At 60.7% G+C, this 15,036-nt stretch carries 15 protein-coding genes and 4 tRNA genes; 5 read left to right on the forward strand and 14 right to left on the reverse strand.

The features are described from left to right. Window positions 1-277: 277 nt before the first annotated feature. The 3 genes from C7453_RS05035 to C7453_RS05045 form a co-directional block, all read right to left on the reverse strand. Window positions 278-613, reverse strand: a complete 336-nt coding sequence (locus C7453_RS05035) for a hypothetical protein (RefSeq protein WP_114726428.1) — start codon at window positions 611-613, stop codon at window positions 278-280. 263 nt (window positions 614-876) lie between these two features. Then, window positions 877-1,731 carry a MotE family protein gene (locus C7453_RS05040; protein WP_141288696.1) on the reverse strand — a complete coding sequence of 285 codons (855 nt, stop codon included), beginning with the start codon at window positions 1,729-1,731 and terminating at the stop codon, window positions 877-879. Between the two features lie 618 nt (window positions 1,732-2,349). Beyond that, window positions 2,350-2,435 (reverse strand) — tRNA-Tyr (locus C7453_RS05045). A gap of 64 nt (window positions 2,436-2,499) precedes the next feature. Between C7453_RS05045 and C7453_RS05050 the strand changes: the two genes are divergently transcribed. Then, window positions 2,500-3,378, forward strand: coding sequence for a TrmH family RNA methyltransferase (locus C7453_RS05050; RefSeq protein WP_170222009.1), 879 nt, complete (start codon window positions 2,500-2,502; stop codon window positions 3,376-3,378). A 118-nt stretch (window positions 3,379-3,496) separates the two neighbouring features. Then, window positions 3,497-3,949 carry a hypothetical protein gene (locus C7453_RS05055; protein WP_114726431.1) on the forward strand — a complete coding sequence of 151 codons (453 nt, stop codon included), beginning with the start codon at window positions 3,497-3,499 and terminating at the stop codon, window positions 3,947-3,949. A 465-nt stretch (window positions 3,950-4,414) separates the two neighbouring features. Here the strand turns inward: C7453_RS05055 and C7453_RS05065 are convergent, their stop codons facing one another. The 5 genes from C7453_RS05065 to flgG all read right to left on the reverse strand — a co-directional run bounded on the left by C7453_RS05065 (window position 4,415) and on the right by flgG (window position 9,467). Beyond that, entirely contained in the window at window positions 4,415-5,308 is an 894-nt protein-coding gene (locus tag C7453_RS05065) for a diacylglycerol/lipid kinase family protein (protein WP_114726432.1), read from the reverse strand. An 85-nt stretch (window positions 5,309-5,393) separates the two neighbouring features. Then, window positions 5,394-6,752: an L-serine ammonia-lyase gene (locus tag C7453_RS05070; RefSeq protein WP_114726433.1), complete on the reverse strand. Its 1,359-nt coding sequence runs from the start codon at window positions 6,750-6,752 to the stop codon at window positions 5,394-5,396. A gap of 152 nt (window positions 6,753-6,904) precedes the next feature. Then, on the reverse strand, window positions 6,905-7,648 hold the full coding sequence (gene flgH, locus C7453_RS05075; protein ID WP_114726434.1) for a flagellar basal body L-ring protein FlgH: 744 nt from the start codon (window positions 7,646-7,648) through the stop codon (window positions 6,905-6,907). A gap of 9 nt (window positions 7,649-7,657) precedes the next feature. Then, entirely contained in the window at window positions 7,658-8,437 is a 780-nt protein-coding gene (gene flgA / locus C7453_RS05080; protein ID WP_245948798.1) for a flagellar basal body P-ring formation chaperone FlgA, read from the reverse strand. 244 nt (window positions 8,438-8,681) lie between these two features. Then, window positions 8,682-9,467: a flagellar basal-body rod protein FlgG gene (flgG, locus tag C7453_RS05085; RefSeq protein ID WP_174787910.1), complete on the reverse strand. Its 786-nt coding sequence runs from the start codon at window positions 9,465-9,467 to the stop codon at window positions 8,682-8,684. 640 nt (window positions 9,468-10,107) lie between these two features. Between flgG and C7453_RS05090 the strand changes: the two genes are divergently transcribed. Then, window positions 10,108-10,476: a hypothetical protein gene (locus C7453_RS05090; protein ID WP_245948849.1), complete on the forward strand. Its 369-nt coding sequence runs from the start codon at window positions 10,108-10,110 to the stop codon at window positions 10,474-10,476. Between the two features lie 75 nt (window positions 10,477-10,551). Here the strand turns inward: C7453_RS05090 and C7453_RS05095 are convergent. The 6 genes from C7453_RS05095 to C7453_RS05120 form a co-directional block, all read right to left on the reverse strand. Beyond that, a tRNA-Ser gene (locus C7453_RS05095) sits at window positions 10,552-10,641 on the reverse strand. A 158-nt stretch (window positions 10,642-10,799) separates the two neighbouring features. After that, a tRNA-Arg gene (locus tag C7453_RS05100) sits at window positions 10,800-10,876 on the reverse strand. Window positions 10,877-10,909: 33 nt separating this feature from the next. Next, window positions 10,910-11,215, reverse strand: coding sequence for an ETC complex I subunit (locus C7453_RS05105; RefSeq protein ID WP_114726438.1), 306 nt, complete (start codon window positions 11,213-11,215; stop codon window positions 10,910-10,912). Between the two features lie 27 nt (window positions 11,216-11,242). Then, window positions 11,243-11,319: transfer RNA gene (locus tag C7453_RS05110), tRNA-Pro, on the reverse strand. A gap of 76 nt (window positions 11,320-11,395) precedes the next feature. Continuing rightward, window positions 11,396-11,878 carry a xanthine phosphoribosyltransferase gene (gene gpt / locus C7453_RS05115; RefSeq protein ID WP_114726439.1) on the reverse strand — a complete coding sequence of 161 codons (483 nt, stop codon included), beginning with the start codon at window positions 11,876-11,878 and terminating at the stop codon, window positions 11,396-11,398. Then, window positions 11,878-12,243: a tRNA-binding protein gene (locus C7453_RS05120; protein WP_114726440.1), complete on the reverse strand. Its 366-nt coding sequence runs from the start codon at window positions 12,241-12,243 to the stop codon at window positions 11,878-11,880. The genes gpt and C7453_RS05120 overlap by 1 nt, the downstream gene beginning before the upstream one ends. Before the next feature lie 133 nt (window positions 12,244-12,376). Between C7453_RS05120 and C7453_RS05125 the strand changes: the two genes are divergently transcribed. Continuing rightward, window positions 12,377-13,657, forward strand: a complete 1,281-nt coding sequence (locus C7453_RS05125) for an MFS transporter (RefSeq protein ID WP_371858453.1) — start codon at window positions 12,377-12,379, stop codon at window positions 13,655-13,657. A 93-nt stretch (window positions 13,658-13,750) separates the two neighbouring features. Further along, complete coding sequence (locus tag C7453_RS05130; protein ID WP_114726442.1) at window positions 13,751-14,947, forward strand: GGDEF domain-containing protein; 1,197 nt, start codon at window positions 13,751-13,753, stop codon at window positions 14,945-14,947. Window positions 14,948-15,036: the final 89 nt, after the last annotated feature.

Raw genomic sequence — 15,036 nt, forward strand, 5'->3', positions numbered from 1 at the left:
GCTACGTTGATACAGTGCCGGGCCGGGAACTTATGGTATCCCCAGGGAGTTTGATCATTCGAAATCTCTGCCGTTCGCATTGCCACCGCGCTGTCAGGCGCATCAACGCGATCCGGAAGCACTGTGCCGCCATCATAGCGCAGCCGGTCTTCTCAGGAAGAGCGAAACGCCAATTCATGACGAAAACCCGCAAAAAACCGGATTCGGTCATATGGCAATTGGAAGACGGATTGCCTCCGCTGTTCCTGTTCTGGACCGTGCGTCCTGTCCCAGGGGTTCAAGGGATGTAATCGTTGGTCGGCGGCGCCTGTTTGACGTTCATGTTCAGTCGGTCCGCGTTCTGGTCCTGAGTCAGGCCGGTCGGCCCCTGGGCCACTTGCCGTGCGACGTTCGGCATCTGGTCCGGACGGCCCCAGCAATCCACACCGTTCCAGCTCTGGGTGCAATAAGGCTGTGGAACGGGTGGTCTTTCCGGCGGCGCGCACCAATCCTCGCCTTTCTGGATGTAGCCGGCATTGCATTCACGGCCCGTGAGGTGCCGGGCGACCGTGTCGGCGGAGCAGCCCGCGAGAAGTGTGGTTATCAGTACCATCGCTCCGCGCCTGAGTGTCATGACTGCCCGTTCCTGCCCTTCAGTAAGACTGCCTTCCGGTCGCATGATGCCTGACTGTTCCAGAATGCTGTACGGAAATGATGCCGAATATGCCCGCGCGCGCCCACCTTCACAACCGGTGGTGTCGGTTTTTCCGTGTGCAACATTCGGAAAGAAATCAATCGACTTTCGTGGTAGTTTTAAAAGTAAAAACCACAACTCTGGGTGTGATTATTTTTGAATCGGACGAGTGGCCGTGAAACAGGTCCGCCATGGGGGGAGGGTCACTGGCGCGACAGTTTTAGGGCGTTCTGGTCGGCCCTGGATTTGGGTAACCAGGTCAATGCTGCCGAATCGCCAGGCTGTCCGGTCATGCCATCAAGAGACGTGTGAAGAGGGCGGAATGTTCTGACCCCTGCCATGTATTGCGAAACGATATTGACCCGCTCGGGCATCATATACCCCATGACGGCCGATATTTTTCGGGGGCTCATTTTGTTGGCGACGGAAACCAGCACATGGATGTCCATGATGTTGAACACCGCCGCAGCTTCCTTGGGAGGCATTTCCTCGTAGATCCTGACCAGCCTGTCCGTTTCGGCCGACATCGTTTCGCGATGCGCGGCCTGCCGTTCGGCAAGGGCCGCCATTGAACTGTCCAGGTTCCGCATCTTTTCATTGATAGCGGCCTGGGCGGCATCAAGGATATGTTTCTGTTCTTCGAGGTTTTTCTGTTCGTCGTCGAAGGTGGATTGTCTCGTCAGAATGTTCTGGACCAGATCTGCTTCCGCTTTGGCGACTTCGGGATCGGCGCTCTGACTCGGCTTTGCTGCAGTCGTCGCTACAGGGGGGCAATCTTCGTCCAGGCAGAGTTCGGCGGAGTGGGTGGCGGGTGCGGCGGTCGGCATGGCCGAGCCTTTGGCACGCTTTGCCACGTCATGTTCGTCCGAATAGAGAACCGAGGTCCACCCTTCGGTGGTATTCTTCGCGGCGTTCAAGGTGCGTTCTGTGGTTTCCGCGGGTCTGCCTTGGTCTTTCTGCGGGGCTGGGGTCTGTGTCGTCGCGTCGTCGGCCTCTATGGTGTCATCCTTCAGGTGGCCGGCGAGTGCATGCATGTTCATCGCCAGCAGCAGAGTCATCAGAATCGACGAAACATGCACAAGCTTCCCGAATGACAGGCGAGGTATCAGCATCTTAACCTGATCGGCTTTCGGATTCGTGTCGAAGACGTGACATGGTGTTGGACCAACTCGGGAATGCAGGCGATAAAATGGACTTATGCAGGCAACTCGTTACGGGCTTTCGCGCTTTGTCCATAATGAGTTCTGGTGGAATCTGTGACTGGCTTGCTTTTCTGCAAGTTAAGGAGTCTCCGTAGGCATTGAATGCAACGGGCGCGGTAATTCGGAAACCTAAATCGCATGTTTCTGTTGTCGCGCAATAAAAATGCTGGGAATGACGGCCTCTGTCAAGTCGGGCCATGGCTTGACAGCTTGTTTTCTCAGGGTGGAGTAGAGCGCGGCCGGAGGAAAGGCAAGTGGCGATGTCGGGACGTATTTCCGGTTTGCGGTGCTTCAAAGCCGGTGGGCGGTTCCATACAGGGACCCGGGCGTGCTGGGCCAGGGTGACGTAGCGGAAAGAACTGACCTGGATTTACCGGCTGGCTAATGGTCGGCTATTTTGGGGGGGAGCGGATTCTGTTATTTTATTGTTACAATTATTGTAACAATCTTGCCGCCGTTTTTTTTGAAAAAGAATGGTGGAAGGGGTTGGATTCGAACCAACGTAGGCGTACGCCAGCGGATTTACAGTCCGCCCCCTTTAGCCACTCGGGCACCCTTCCGTGTTGGGAAGGGTGGTTAAGGCTATCGGCGGGGCCTGTCAATGGGCTTGTCATGCGTTCTTGTGTGTCACGTCGTGACGGGCGACGCAGTTCGCCCTATATCAAGGAGATGCGTAACCGCTCTCCGCGTCGTCCGGACGCCCGAACCGCCCTTCATTCGACCGATAATCGGGCGGAGACTGCTGCCCGTGAGCCCTCCCGACCTTCCCGGCGGAGCGGGGGAACCACGCCGCGCGGTACGTATTGGCTGTATGGCCTGCATCCGGCCCTCGCGGCGCTGGCGAACCCGGAGCGGCGAATCCGTCAGATCCTGACGACGGAAGAGGGGGAGGCCGCTCTGCGTCAGCGGCTGGAAGCGTCCCTGCCGATGCAGCCCCAGCGGGCTGACCGGGCGCGGTTCGAGGCTCTGTGCGGTCGTGACGCGGTACATCAGGGGGTTGCGATCCTGACCGACATCCTGCCGCCACTGGCGATCGAGGATGCCGTGGAGCGGCCTGGCCCGCTGCTGCTGCTGGATCAGGTGACCGATCCGCGCAATGTCGGGGCGATCCTGCGTTCGGCTGCGGCGTTCGGTGCCGCCGCAGTCGTGGTGATGGATCGCAATGCGCCCGACGAGACGGGGGCTTTGGCCAAGGCGGCTTCTGGTGCGCTGGATGTCGTGCCGCTGGTCCGCGTGGTGAATCTGGCCCGTACCCTGGATCTGCTGAAGGCGCGGAATTTCTGGGTCGTGGGGCTGGATGCTGGTGGGGGCGTGCTGGATGGAGGTACGTTCGGACAGCGGCGTGCCGCCCTCGTCCTCGGGGCCGAGGGGGACGGACTGCGGCGCCTGACCCGCGAACATTGCGACGAGATCGCCGGATTGGCTATGCCGGGTGACATGGAAAGCCTGAATGTTTCGAATGCCGCGGCGGTCGCGCTGTATGAGGTGACCCGTCGACGCTGACATTGCGGGAGGGGGGCGATTCTAAAATTGCCATCATGACCCGTGGAAGGCTGGGCGTTCTGCTGACGGAACCGCTGATATCTGACATTCTGGGCCTGTCCTGCGGAGAACGTTCCCGATGAGAGCCGTTATTCCTCTTCTGTTCGTTGCGCCCCTCATGCTTGCCGGCTGCGTTGAACGGCGGCCCGACGGAATCATTGCCCGTTCCGATGCTTCGACGGGATCGGCCACGGATGCCCATTTTGTACGGGATTTCACGGTGGCGGCCGGCCAGCCCGGCATTGTGAATACATGGTTCATGCTGAATCCGGACTGTTCGGTCGTCGGCCAGGTCACGGTGCGGGTGCAGGATATGCCAGCGCACGGCACGGTGACGATCGAACCGGGGGCGTACTATTCCAACTATGCTGTCGGCGACCAGCGACAGGTCTGCAACATGCGGCCTCGACAGGGTGTGCGGGCCATCTATCATCCTGCGGATGGCGCGGTGGGGCCCGATCGCTTCTCCATTCTTGTCATAACGCCGTTCGGGCGGTCCTGGACGACCGACATTCATGTCGTCATCCACTGACAGGCGCGCGGGCGTGCCGACGGCTGCCAGCTTCGCCACCGCGATTTGCCGGACCTGTGGCACGCCCGTTCCGCTGCCACGCGGAACGGGCAACTGATGATCGTTCCGGCTGGCACGTTGGACGACGACCCCGGCATATGGCCACGCCGACAGATCTTCCCCGCTTCGCAGACGGCTTGGTGCATTGATCTTGAAAATGTGCCGGCCGAGACGTGATCATGGCAGCTGGAACGCGATGGATGTTCGGTCATGTGACTATTGGCGTTGACGCGCCATGGCCAGTGGCGGCGGCGACGAGAGGGCCTCCGGTTCACGTCCCCATGATGGGTTGTGGGTCCGATTATTTCGGTGCCTATCTGCGCGATCCGAACGGCGATAAACTGCACATCATCTGTCGGGGCGTGAAGGAGCAAGGGCTCGTCCTGCCGACGGATTGACGGGGCGATGGGGCGCGGTGCCGTTTCGTCACGAGTGAACTGGGTCCGTGGCCACACGAAGCGGGCAGGTGGCGATATCGAGATGAACCGGGGAAAATCCTTTTCTGTCGCCGTCGCTCTGGATTGGGATTGCGGCATGGGATGGCACCTCGACGGTCGCGGCGGTCAGGGTCTGCGCTCCCTTCTGCTTTCCGATCCGGCCGAGGAACAGGGAGAGAATCGTTCTTGCCAAGGCCAGCCTGCCGGATGTTTGGAACAGGATGACGGAGAATGCTTTCTCCTCGTGCACGGAGTGGTGCGTCAACTTATACTTTCCGGCGTAAAGCGATCCTTTTGACACGATGATGGTCGTGGCCTGATAGGGAATATCATCAATGAGGGCGGTGAATTCCGTCAGTTCATACCGGAAGAGGGATGAGAGCGTGCTGGCGGCATAAGCGGCACGTCCAACCCAGCTCTTCAGCCGCGTCGATGTGCCGTGTACGATGTGGGCGTCGAACCCGATGCTTGCCATCTGCACGAAAAGCTGGCTTCCGGTGTTTGTGTGGAGATAGCCCGGCCAGATGGTCGTGAAATGCCCGGAGTGGATCAGGGCAGCGTTCCTGAACTCCTTGAAGGGTATTTTCAATTCCTGTGCCAGCACGTTGGCTGAGCCGAGGGGGAGGATGCCCAAGATGGCGGATGTGCCGATCATGCCCGCCGATACTTCTGCGATCGTGCCGTCTCCACCTGCAGCGACGATGTGGGAATAGGTTCCGCTCTCGGCGGCGTTGCGGGCCAGGAGGGTCGCGTGGCCTGGATAGTGCGTGCGTGCGATCGTCGTGCGCAGGCCGGCCCGTTCCAGGTGGCGTATGAAGCGGGAAATTCTTGAACGACTATGATGCCCGGCCGTTGGATTTGTAATAATAAAGACGTGTTTCATCGAAAATATTCATCTTCTGGAAAATTTTCGCGATCATTATACATGGATACGGCTGGTCATGGGGGCATTGAGACGGAAGGATTGATCAGCATTCCGGGAAATTGACGGCCAGGCCACCCAGCGCTGTTTCCTTGTAGCGGTGGTTCATGTCCCGGCCGGTTTCAGCCATCGTGCGGATAACCTGATCCAGCGAGACATGATGTGCGCCATCGCCATGCATGGCCAGCGACGCGGCATTGATCGCCTTTACCGCACCGAAGGCGTTGCGTTCGATGCAGGGGATCTGTACCAGCCCGGCGACCGGGTCGCAGGTCATGCCCAGATGATGTTCCATGCCGATCTCGGCGGCGTTTTCGATCTGCAGTGGCGTTGCGCCAAGTGCTGCCGCCAGGCCCGCAGCCGCCATGGATGAGGCGACTCCCACTTCGCCCTGGCAGCCGACCTCGGCGCCCGAGATCGACGCATTGAGCTTGAATAATCCGCCGACCGCCGCCGCCGTCAGCAGGAAATCATGCATGCCGGCGCGCGAGGCATCGGGGCAGAAATCACGATAATAGCGCAATACGGCCGGAATGACCCCCGCGGCGCCATTGGTTGGGGCGGTGACGACGCGACCGCCGGCGGCGTTTTCCTCATTCACGGCGATGGCGAACAGGCTGACCCAATCCATCGCCTCATGCGGTGGACGTTGGTTGAGGCGCGCGCGTTCCGTCAGGCGTTCGTGTAGTGCGGCCGCGCGGCGACGGACCTTGATCCGACCGGGTAGCGTGCCATGCTGGACCAGGCCACGTTCGACGCAGGCCATCATGGTCTCGATGATCAGGTCCAGATAGACTGCGATCTCGGTTTGGGGGCGGAGTGCGCTCTCGTTGGCCAGGACGACGCCCGCGACGGTCAGGCCGCTTTGGCACGTTCGATCCAGCAGTTCGGTGCCGCTGGTGAAGTCGAGCGGCATGTCTGGCTGGGCATAACTGGCTTGTTTCGTTGCGTCTTCGGGCACGATGAAGCCACCGCCGACCGAACAGAAGCGCGCGGTATCCACTACCATCCCGTCGCCGGCCAGGGCCTCGAATTGCAAGGTGTTGGGGTGGATGGGCGGAATCGTCTCGCGATCCAGCACGATATCGAAGGCAGGGTCGAAGGCCACGGGGTGACCATGCACGAAGAGTCTGCGGTCGATGCCAATCTGGTGGACGATGTCATCGGCTGCATCGGGATTGACGCTTTCCGGTGCTTCTCCCGCCAAACCGAGGATGACGGCCTTGTCGGTCGCATGACCGCTGGCGGTCCAGGCCAGCGAGCCATAGAGCGTGACGCGCAGTCGCGCCACCGGCAACGTGGGGTTGAGATGCGCGATGAAGCGCCGGGCTGCGCGCATCGGTCCGACCGTATGGGAGGAGGACGGGCCGATACCGATCTTGAAGAGGTCGAAGAGGCTGATCATGCTTCCTTATGGTGCGCCCTTGGCTAGTGCGGCACAAGGAGGAAGGAGGGGCATGAGGACAACCCGCCTGCGTCCATCTTCAGACAGGCTATAAGATGACAGGGTAGGGCAGATTTTGTTTGAATGGGTGGGCTCAGGCCGGTGGAAATGCGCTAGAACGGCAGAACGCTATCCATAATCTGCTGTCCGTAACGCGGTGTCTGAATCCGGCTCAACTGGCCGCGGCCACCGTAGGAAATTCGCGCTTCGGCAATTCTGTCGTGAGTGACGATATTGTCTTCGGTGATGTCTTGAGGTCGGACGACACCGCTGACCATCAACTGACGCAGTTCGCCATTCACACGGACTTCCTGCCGGGCGACGACGACGAAATTACCATTGGGCAGGACCTGGGTAATCGTGCCCGCAAGGGCGAGCGTGACCGTTTCGTTTCGCGTGATCGTGCCGGTGCCGGTATTGGCACTGGCACTGCTGGTGTCCAGGGCTGAGGAACTGGACAGGGTCTTGCCCTGGGCGCCAAAGAAGCTCGGAATGCCGAATGTCTGTGAGCCGCTGCCTGCGGCGCTCGTATTGTTTCTCACCGCTGCATTGTCGGCGATATTGACGTCGATCGTGATCAGGTCGCCGACCTGCGATGCCCGCTGGTCTTTGAAAAAGGCCCGGCTGCCCGGTCGCCATAGGCTTCCGACTTCTGTCGGAGGGGGCTGGAGTGGCGGCATGGGCATTGTGATCGGACGGTAATCGGGCGCCTGGGTCGGATCTGACGTTGTCGTCATGCGGGGAGGGTGGCCGATCTCGCTCATATCAGCGAGCCCGGTGCATCCGGATAGGCACAGTAATCCGGCGAGGATCGCCCCGGATTGGGGATGTTTCATGACAGGCAGGCTCCAGCGCATATGCGACCGCTACCGAAGGGACAGATCCGCGCGCGAGGCGTTGCGCGCAGGCGCCGTCAGGCGCCGCAGTGTATTCCCATCGGAGGGAACCGGATTGCTTCCAGCTTCGACCTCGATTTCCGATGCGTTGACCACTCTACCTGTTACGATCATGCTGCTCGACACGTTGAGAATACGTATATATTGGCCTGCACCACCATCTTCCAGTGCACGGCCTGTTGCTGTCAGATGAACGCCCGGAGCGGCGAATGTGATCATTGCCGGATCGCCCTTGTGCATCAGCACGGTGCGATGGAGATCTTGGTCGAGGACGGGCGAACCGGCGACGACGCCATGAGTCACGGTCATGCCATCAATATCGGCTTCTTCGGTGAAGGCCCTCGAGGGAATGTGCCCCGCATAGGATTCATCGATCTGGACGTCGGAGGCTGAGATCACGCTGCCAGCGGGAAGAGCGTGAGCATAAACCAGCAGCCGGCGCGCTGCGTGGATGACGCCGGTCAGCATGAAGGAATCCTGCGTGATATCGCCGCTAGGCTGGCCACGATAGACAGTCGCGGAAAACCATCCGCTGCGCTGATCCCATTTGACGTCAGACAGCACGACCGGCTTCGGGTCATCAGGCGCGACCATCATGGGATGAAAATCGCGGAGGTCGATGGAAACCGGGCCATTGCCAAGTTCCGGCAGGTTCTGCCTGACGAGATCGGCGAAATAGGCCTGATCAAGCACGCGACTCGCACGGGTAATGGTAGCCATCGCGTTGGGTGATTGATCGAGCCAGTCCACACCATACTCGTCGGCAATGGCGAGCAGTTGCGCGCCACCGACCTGAATGCTCGCGCCGGGTGCGGGGCCCGGACCGAGAGGGCGATCCTGCCCCGGCTCCAGATCGGCAAAGAGGTCCGACAGTCGAACCGTGCCGGACGTGATGACCGAGGCATTCCGGAGTGTCGCCGCCTGGGAATGCACAACGGATGTTGCTATCAGGCCCGCCGCGAATATGCCCGCAATGACCCCGCGTCTCCGCATGTTATTTCAGGTTCGTCAGCGTCTGCAGCATTTCGTCGGAGGCAGTGATGACTTTGCTGTTCATTTCGTAGGCGCGCTGAGCGGTGATCAGGTCGGTGATTTCAGTCACCACGTTGACTGATGACTCTTCAACGAAGCCTTGCCGGACCGATCCATAGCCCTCGCTTTGGGGGGTGCTGAGGTTTGCCGTGCCTGATGAAGTCGTTTCGGTGAACAGGTTCTGCCCCATCGCCGCCAGACCGTTTTCGTTCTGGAAGGTAGCGAGCTGAATCTGGCCTGCGACCTGGGCCGTCGTCTGGCCGGACAGGGTGTACTGAACCTGGCCGGACTGGTCGATGGTGATGTTCTCGGCGTTGTTCGGTAGGGAAATGTTTGGAGACAGAGGATAGCCGTCTGCCGACACGATGGTTCCGTCTTCCGATAGCGAGAATGTTCCATCGCGCGTATAGGCGTATTCACCAGAAGGCAGCGTTACGCGGAAATAGCCGCGTCCCTCGATCGCGAGATCGAGTGAGTTGCCCGTCTGTTCGAGTGTGCCCTGTTCGTTGATCCGGTAGATGCCGGCGGTGCGTACACCAAGGCCGATCTGGGCACCTGCCGGGACAAGGTCGCCGGTATCGGAACTCATGGTCCCGGCCCGACGCAGGTCCTGATAGATCAAATCCTGGAATTCTGCGCGGCGGCGCTTGTAGCCCGTCGTGGTCATGTTGGCAATGTTATTGGAAATCGTCTCGACATTCGTCGTCTGAGCCTGCATGCCCGTATTGGCGATATCAAGCGAACGCATCATGGGAAGAGAGTCCTCCGGGTGTGCCGCGTGCTATGCGGTTACCCACTATAACAAATGTAGGGCCGTAATATTCGCATATGCCATAGTCCGACGGATCGTATCCATCCCTGCATTGCCATGGACACAGCTACGATTATGTTGCGTGCATGGCAAGGTCTTTCCCTGATCGGGGGGCGTTAAATTTCTATGCCCGTACACTTCTTGTATGGAAGTCAGCATCCGGCAGGTTTCTCAGGACCCGGCATATGCCGTTGCTCACGCAGGTCGAAGCGATCGGGGAGCGTCAGGTCTGGGCGGATCTACCCTGCGAACGGGGAGAGGGGGGAGAACGAAGCGGAAGCCATGTCGACGGCTTTTGTCGCGGCGGCGGATCATGCCGGGAATCCAGCGCACCGGTCCGGATGTAGCCCTGCGCTGCCGTCTGACAGCCGGCGCGTGTCAGGGAGTTGACTGTGCGGCAGTGGCCGGGAACGATCAGCGCGGTTATCGGTCGCCGAGAGGAAGATGGATCATGTCCTTGAAATCGCCCCATGTCTGGAAGCCGCTCAACTGGTTTTACCGGGATCGCCACCGGGCCGACCAGCCGCCGAGCGCCCCGCGATGGATCGACACATTCAATGATCGTCTTGCCGTCAAGATGACGGTCATGTTCGGCAGCATCTGGTGCGTCTACATGTTTACCGTTTTCTCGCTGTTGCCGCTGGTCAATGCATCATGGCAGGGGCCATTGCTCTATATCAGCAACTGCATCCAGCTTGTCGCGCTCCCCGCGTTGATGGTCGGCAATGCGGTCATTGCACGAGGCACCGACCAGCGTGCGATTGAGGACCATACGGCCCTGATGGAAATCCTCAACGACGTGCGCGAGGAACTGGCGCAAGTGCGGGCCTTCACCGCCGGTATTGCCCAGGCCCAGAAGGAGAACACGGAGCGGCCTGCGGATCTTATCTCCTTCGCCAATGAAGCTGTCATTACGGTGAACGAGGCAACCGCGTCGAAATCCTGAACAGGAATAGTCTTCGCATTTTGCGGAGGAGCCGGCGGCGGCGATGTTCAGGGAGTGGCTGTTTTCTGCGGGTATTGGCGGAGAGGGTGGGATTCGAACCCACGGTACGCTTGCACGTACGGCGGTTTTCAAGACCGCTGCCTTAAACCACTCGGCCACCTCTCCGGCGGGATTGAACGGTATGGGCCGTCAATCGTATCCGCGATACGGATACCACATATCGGCTTTCTCCGGTCAACCGCCATGTCGCGTTTCGCGACCTGACGACGCCCTGATGCCGGACTGATCGACGCGGACCAGCCCTCGTACCAGAACGTTGCTACTGGCGCGCCCTGCTGGATTCGAACCAGCGACCCACAGCTTAGAAGGCTGTTGCTCTATCCAACTGAGCTAAGGGCGCATGCGCAGTGGTGCTTCTTCTGCCAGAGCACGGTCAGTGCGTCCAGTTCTGGACCCGGTCGTAGCGGAAATTGTCGGCGTAGAGTTTCGGTTTGCGCACCCGGGCCACCGGTAGTTCCAGATCGTAGGGAACCGCATGTTGGTCGGCATAGGCGACGGCGCTTTCGCGGTCGGGAAATTGCAGGCGCAACTGCGAACGGGTGTCGCGGCTGCCGGTCCAGCCCATCAGCGAGTCCTGCTGGCGGGGTTGGGTCTGTCCGTATTCCAGAATCCAGTCGTGGGTATTCGCCTGGCCAGATTGGGTGGCCGTCTTTGCCTGCCTGTAGATTCGGGCCCGCATGGAACGAAACTCCCTTTAATTTTTTGCTGGTCGGGGCGCCCGGACTCGAACCGGGGGCCTCGTGTACCCAAAACACGCGCGCTACCAGGCTGCGCCACGCCCCGAACCTGGGGGGAAGCTATGAGTCCTTGAGGGCGCTGACAAGCGCCCCACGAAATTTTTCCTATGGCCGCATGCGGATCAGCCAGCCGTGTTGCCCTTGCGTGCCAGGGGGGGGATGAACAGGGGCGCGGTATCCCATGGGAACAGGACCCAGGTCTCCTGCGGTACTTCGACCACGAACAGATCGGTCAGCGGCTTGCCGGACGGCTTGGCGTACAAGCACGCGAACAATGCCTTGGGCAGGAGCTGGCGTACGATCTGGGCGGTGACGCCGGAATCGACCAGGTCGTCGATGATCAGGAATCCTTCGCCGTCACCGGCAGCCACGGGCGACTTCAGCACCGTGGGGAGGCCCTGCTCTTCCTCGTCATAGGTTACGACCGAGACCGTTTCGATCAGCCGGCAGTCGATTTCCCGCGCGATGATGGCTGCTGGGATCAGGCCGCCACGGGTGACGGCCACGATTCCCTTGAAAGGGCCGCGGGGGATGAGGATTTCGGCCAGTTGGCGGGCATCGCGATGAAGCTGGTCCCACGTTACGGTTGCATAGTTGGTGGCCATCAGAACAGCTTTCCTCCATCTGGCACGGTCAGGTCGGGTCTGATCAGGACGACGTCGCCCTTCGTGTCGGGCATGCCCAGGGTCAGGACTTCACTCAGGAACGGGCCGATCTGGCGCGCCGGGAAGTTGACCACGGCGCAGACCTGCCGTCCGATCAATGTATCGGGCGTGTAATGGACGGTGATCTGGGCCGACGAGCGCTTCACGCCGATCTGCGGTCCGAAATCGATCCATAACTGATAGGCCGGCTTGCGGGCTGCGGGAAAGGGGCGGGCCTCCACGATGGTGCCCACGCGGATGTCGAGGCGTGCGAAGGTCTCGAAATCCGTGGGGGGAAGTGGCGCGGATGGGACGGTCTCTGTCATGGAACGGTTTTGCCCGTGCGGCGGCGGATTTGCAAACCACCTACGCCGTAGATGTCTGATGATCGCGGTGTGATGGCACGCACGAGAGACAGTGGATGGTAAAAGTCCGTCATCGGGCTATTGTTCGTCCACCATGCCAGATCACTCGGACCGGGCGGACGAATCGCGGGCGCCATCCGCCGCCCCCATGCAACCGCCGGCGCGCCTGTTCAGCCATCGGGGTTTCGCCGTTTTTCTGACGGCCCGGACCCTGTCCTCGTTCTCTTCGCAGGTTCAGGCCGTGGCGGTCGGATGGCAGATCTACATGTTGACCCATAGCGCGAGTGCGCTCGGTTGGGTCGGTCTGGCGCAGTTTTTGCCGATGTTCTGCTTTACTCTGCTTGCCGGGCATGTGGCCGATCATTTCGATCGACGTTGCATTACCGCGGTCTGCCAGGTGCTCGAAGCCTGCGGGGCGTTCATCATGGCGATCGGGTCGTTCGGCGGCTGGCTGACGCCTGGCATGATCTACGGCATGGTTGCGCTGTTCGGAACCGCCCGGGCGTTCGAGATGCCAAGCCAGCAGACGTTCCTGCCGGCGCTGGTGCCTCCGGCACTGTTTGCGCGCGCGGCCGCGCTGTCGTCTTCGTTGTTTCAGGTGGCGTCGATCATGGGGCCATCGGTGGGCGGCCTGTTGTACGGTGTTGGGGCAGGGATCTGCTACAGCGTTTGCACTGTTGGGTTCGGGCTGGCGTCGGTGGCGACGCTTGGCATGAGGCTGGAAGCGCCGACGCGGGTGCGGCGGCCCATGACGCTGGAAACGGTCATGGGAGGGCTTCATTTCATCCGGGCTCATCCAGAGATGATGGGGGCGATCTCACTCGACCTGTTCGCGGTATTGCTGGGTGGGGCGACCGCGATGCTGCCGCTCTATGCCGACTCCATTCTGCATGCAGGGCCGACCGGGTTGGGTATCCTGCGGATGGCGCCGGCGCTTGGGGCGCTGCTGGTTGCCCTGATCTTTGCACGCTGGCCGTTGAAGCGCCGGGCAGGCGAGGCGATGTTCGCTGCCGTCGCCGTTTTCGGTGTCGCGACGATCGTGTTCGGTCTGTCCCGTTCGCTGGTGGTGTCGGTGGTGGCCCTGGCAGTGCTGGGAGGGGCGGACGTGATCAGCGTGGTGGTTCGTGGCGCGCTGGTGCAATTGCGCACGCCTGACGAAATGCGGGGCCGGGTTTCGGCGGTGAACATGCTGTTTATCGGGTCGTCGAACCAGTTGGGCGAGTTCGAGAGCGGCATGCTGGCCAGCCTGATCGGTCCGGTGGAGGCCGTGGTGCTGGGTGGTGTCGGCACGATTGTGGTCACGTTGCTGTGGATGCGGCTATTTCCCGGCTTGCGGCGGTTGGACCGGCTGGACGATATCCGTCCGGCGGCATGAGCCGGCAAGCCGCCGGCCATCGGACATCATGTGGAAGGAGTGGACGGATCGGGGTATGATGGCGTTTCGAATGGATCAGGATAGCCGTTCTTCATGCCCGTCTCCACGCTTCCGACCGGTCCATCCATCGCGCTTGTCTGTCTGCTGATCGGGTTTCTCTGCCAGGTTGCCCGTCACTATCGGAGGGACCCGGCGCTGCTTCTGGTTGAGATGGGGACGTTCGCCGCGGGTGTTGGCATTCCGCTTGTGGTGATGCGTCCTACAATTCCGGATTTTATCGCCATTCCGTTCGGGAATGGAGCCCTGATGTTCGCCTTGGCCTTGTTCTGGCAGGCCGTGGCGCAACTTAATGGCAAGCAGTTTTCGCGTTGCGGCCTTGCAGCCCCGGTTCTGATCTGGTTGGCCCTTTGTGCATTGCCACAGTTCCGGCATTCGCTTGGCATGCGTGTGGAAATCGCGATGGTGATGGCGATTACACTGGTGGTGCTGGCGCTCTGGCAACTGATCCGGCTTCCGCGTGAAACCCGCTCGCATCAGATGCTGATCATCGTATCCGGGTTGCATGTTCTGAGCTGTGTTGCTCGGGGGCTTCTGGTGGCGTTGCCGTCTTTGGCGCGCTGGGTACCCCTCATGCTGGCGACCATTCCTTTCGAGATGCTGACCTATGTGGTTCTTTGGCCAGGCCTGATGCTGACCCTGGTTGCTGAACGCGCGGTTCTCGAGGCACGGGCGGCGGCCCTGCGGGATGACATGACCGGCTTGCTGAACCGGCGGGGATTCTGGCAGATGGCGGAACATGTGCCGCAGCGGGGCATGCTGCTGTTCGATATCGATCATTTCAAGCGTATCAACGATACGTTCGGTCATGCGACAGGTGATTCTGTGATTAGGCATTTCGGCACCGTGGCGACGGCGGTCATGGATCGCGAGGCCGTTTTCGGGCGGATCGGCGGCGAGGAGTTCGCCGCAGCGGTCAGCGGCCTGTCCGCTGACGAATTGGGCGCCCTGGCTGAGCGCGTGCGCGCCGCTTTCGAGCGGACGCCTCTGTCTGACGAACTTCTGGCGACCGTCAGCATCGGTTATGCTCCAGCTACCGTTTCCGACAGGTCGCTCGGTGAGCAGATGGCGCTGGCGGATGCCGCGCTCTATTGCGCCAAGCAGCGGGGGCGCAACCGTGTGGAGGGAGGTACCCCGAATCGGGGGCATGATAGCGGTGACTTGGCGATATGGGCAGGGCCCACGCGCTTACCCCTTTCTGGACCGAAAATGATAGATATCACAATGGGATAGTTCGCGCAGCACTTTGCAGGTTTTGTTGACCTATTCGCAGACGGATGATAAGGTTTCAAAAAAATTACTCCAGTCGGCCTAATGTGCTC

The organism is Gluconacetobacter liquefaciens (assembly GCF_003350405.1).
Classification (GTDB): domain Bacteria; phylum Pseudomonadota; class Alphaproteobacteria; order Acetobacterales; family Acetobacteraceae; genus Gluconacetobacter; species Gluconacetobacter liquefaciens.

Coding starts and splice junctions, on each gene's coding strand:
- C7453_RS05035 (WP_114726428.1), bottom strand. CDS start 613: ATGACACTCAGGCGCGGAGCGATGGTACTGATAACCACACTTCTCGCG.
- C7453_RS05040 (WP_141288696.1), bottom strand. CDS start 1,731: ATGACTCTGCTGCTGGCGATGAACATGCATGCACTCGCCGGCCACCTG.
- C7453_RS05055 (WP_114726431.1), top strand. CDS start 3,497: ATGAGAGCCGTTATTCCTCTTCTGTTCGTTGCGCCCCTCATGCTTGCC.
- C7453_RS05065 (WP_114726432.1), bottom strand. CDS start 5,308: ATGAAACACGTCTTTATTATTACAAATCCAACGGCCGGGCATCATAGT.
- C7453_RS05070 (WP_114726433.1), bottom strand. CDS start 6,752: ATGATCAGCCTCTTCGACCTCTTCAAGATCGGTATCGGCCCGTCCTCC.
- flgH (WP_114726434.1), bottom strand. CDS start 7,648: ATGCGCTGGAGCCTGCCTGTCATGAAACATCCCCAATCCGGGGCGATC.
- flgG (WP_174787910.1), bottom strand. CDS start 9,467: ATGCGTTCGCTTGATATCGCCAATACGGGCATGCAGGCTCAGACGACG.
- C7453_RS05090 (WP_245948849.1), top strand. CDS start 10,108: ATGACGGTCATGTTCGGCAGCATCTGGTGCGTCTACATGTTTACCGTT.
- C7453_RS05105 (WP_114726438.1), bottom strand. CDS start 11,215: ATGCGGGCCCGAATCTACAGGCAGGCAAAGACGGCCACCCAATCTGGC.
- gpt (WP_114726439.1), bottom strand. CDS start 11,878: ATGGCCACCAACTATGCAACCGTAACGTGGGACCAGCTTCATCGCGAT.
- C7453_RS05120 (WP_114726440.1), bottom strand. CDS start 12,243: ATGACAGAGACCGTCCCATCCGCGCCACTTCCCCCCACGGATTTCGAG.
- C7453_RS05125 (WP_371858453.1), top strand. CDS start 12,377: ATGCCAGATCACTCGGACCGGGCGGACGAATCGCGGGCGCCATCCGCC.
- C7453_RS05130 (WP_114726442.1), top strand. CDS start 13,751: ATGCCCGTCTCCACGCTTCCGACCGGTCCATCCATCGCGCTTGTCTGT.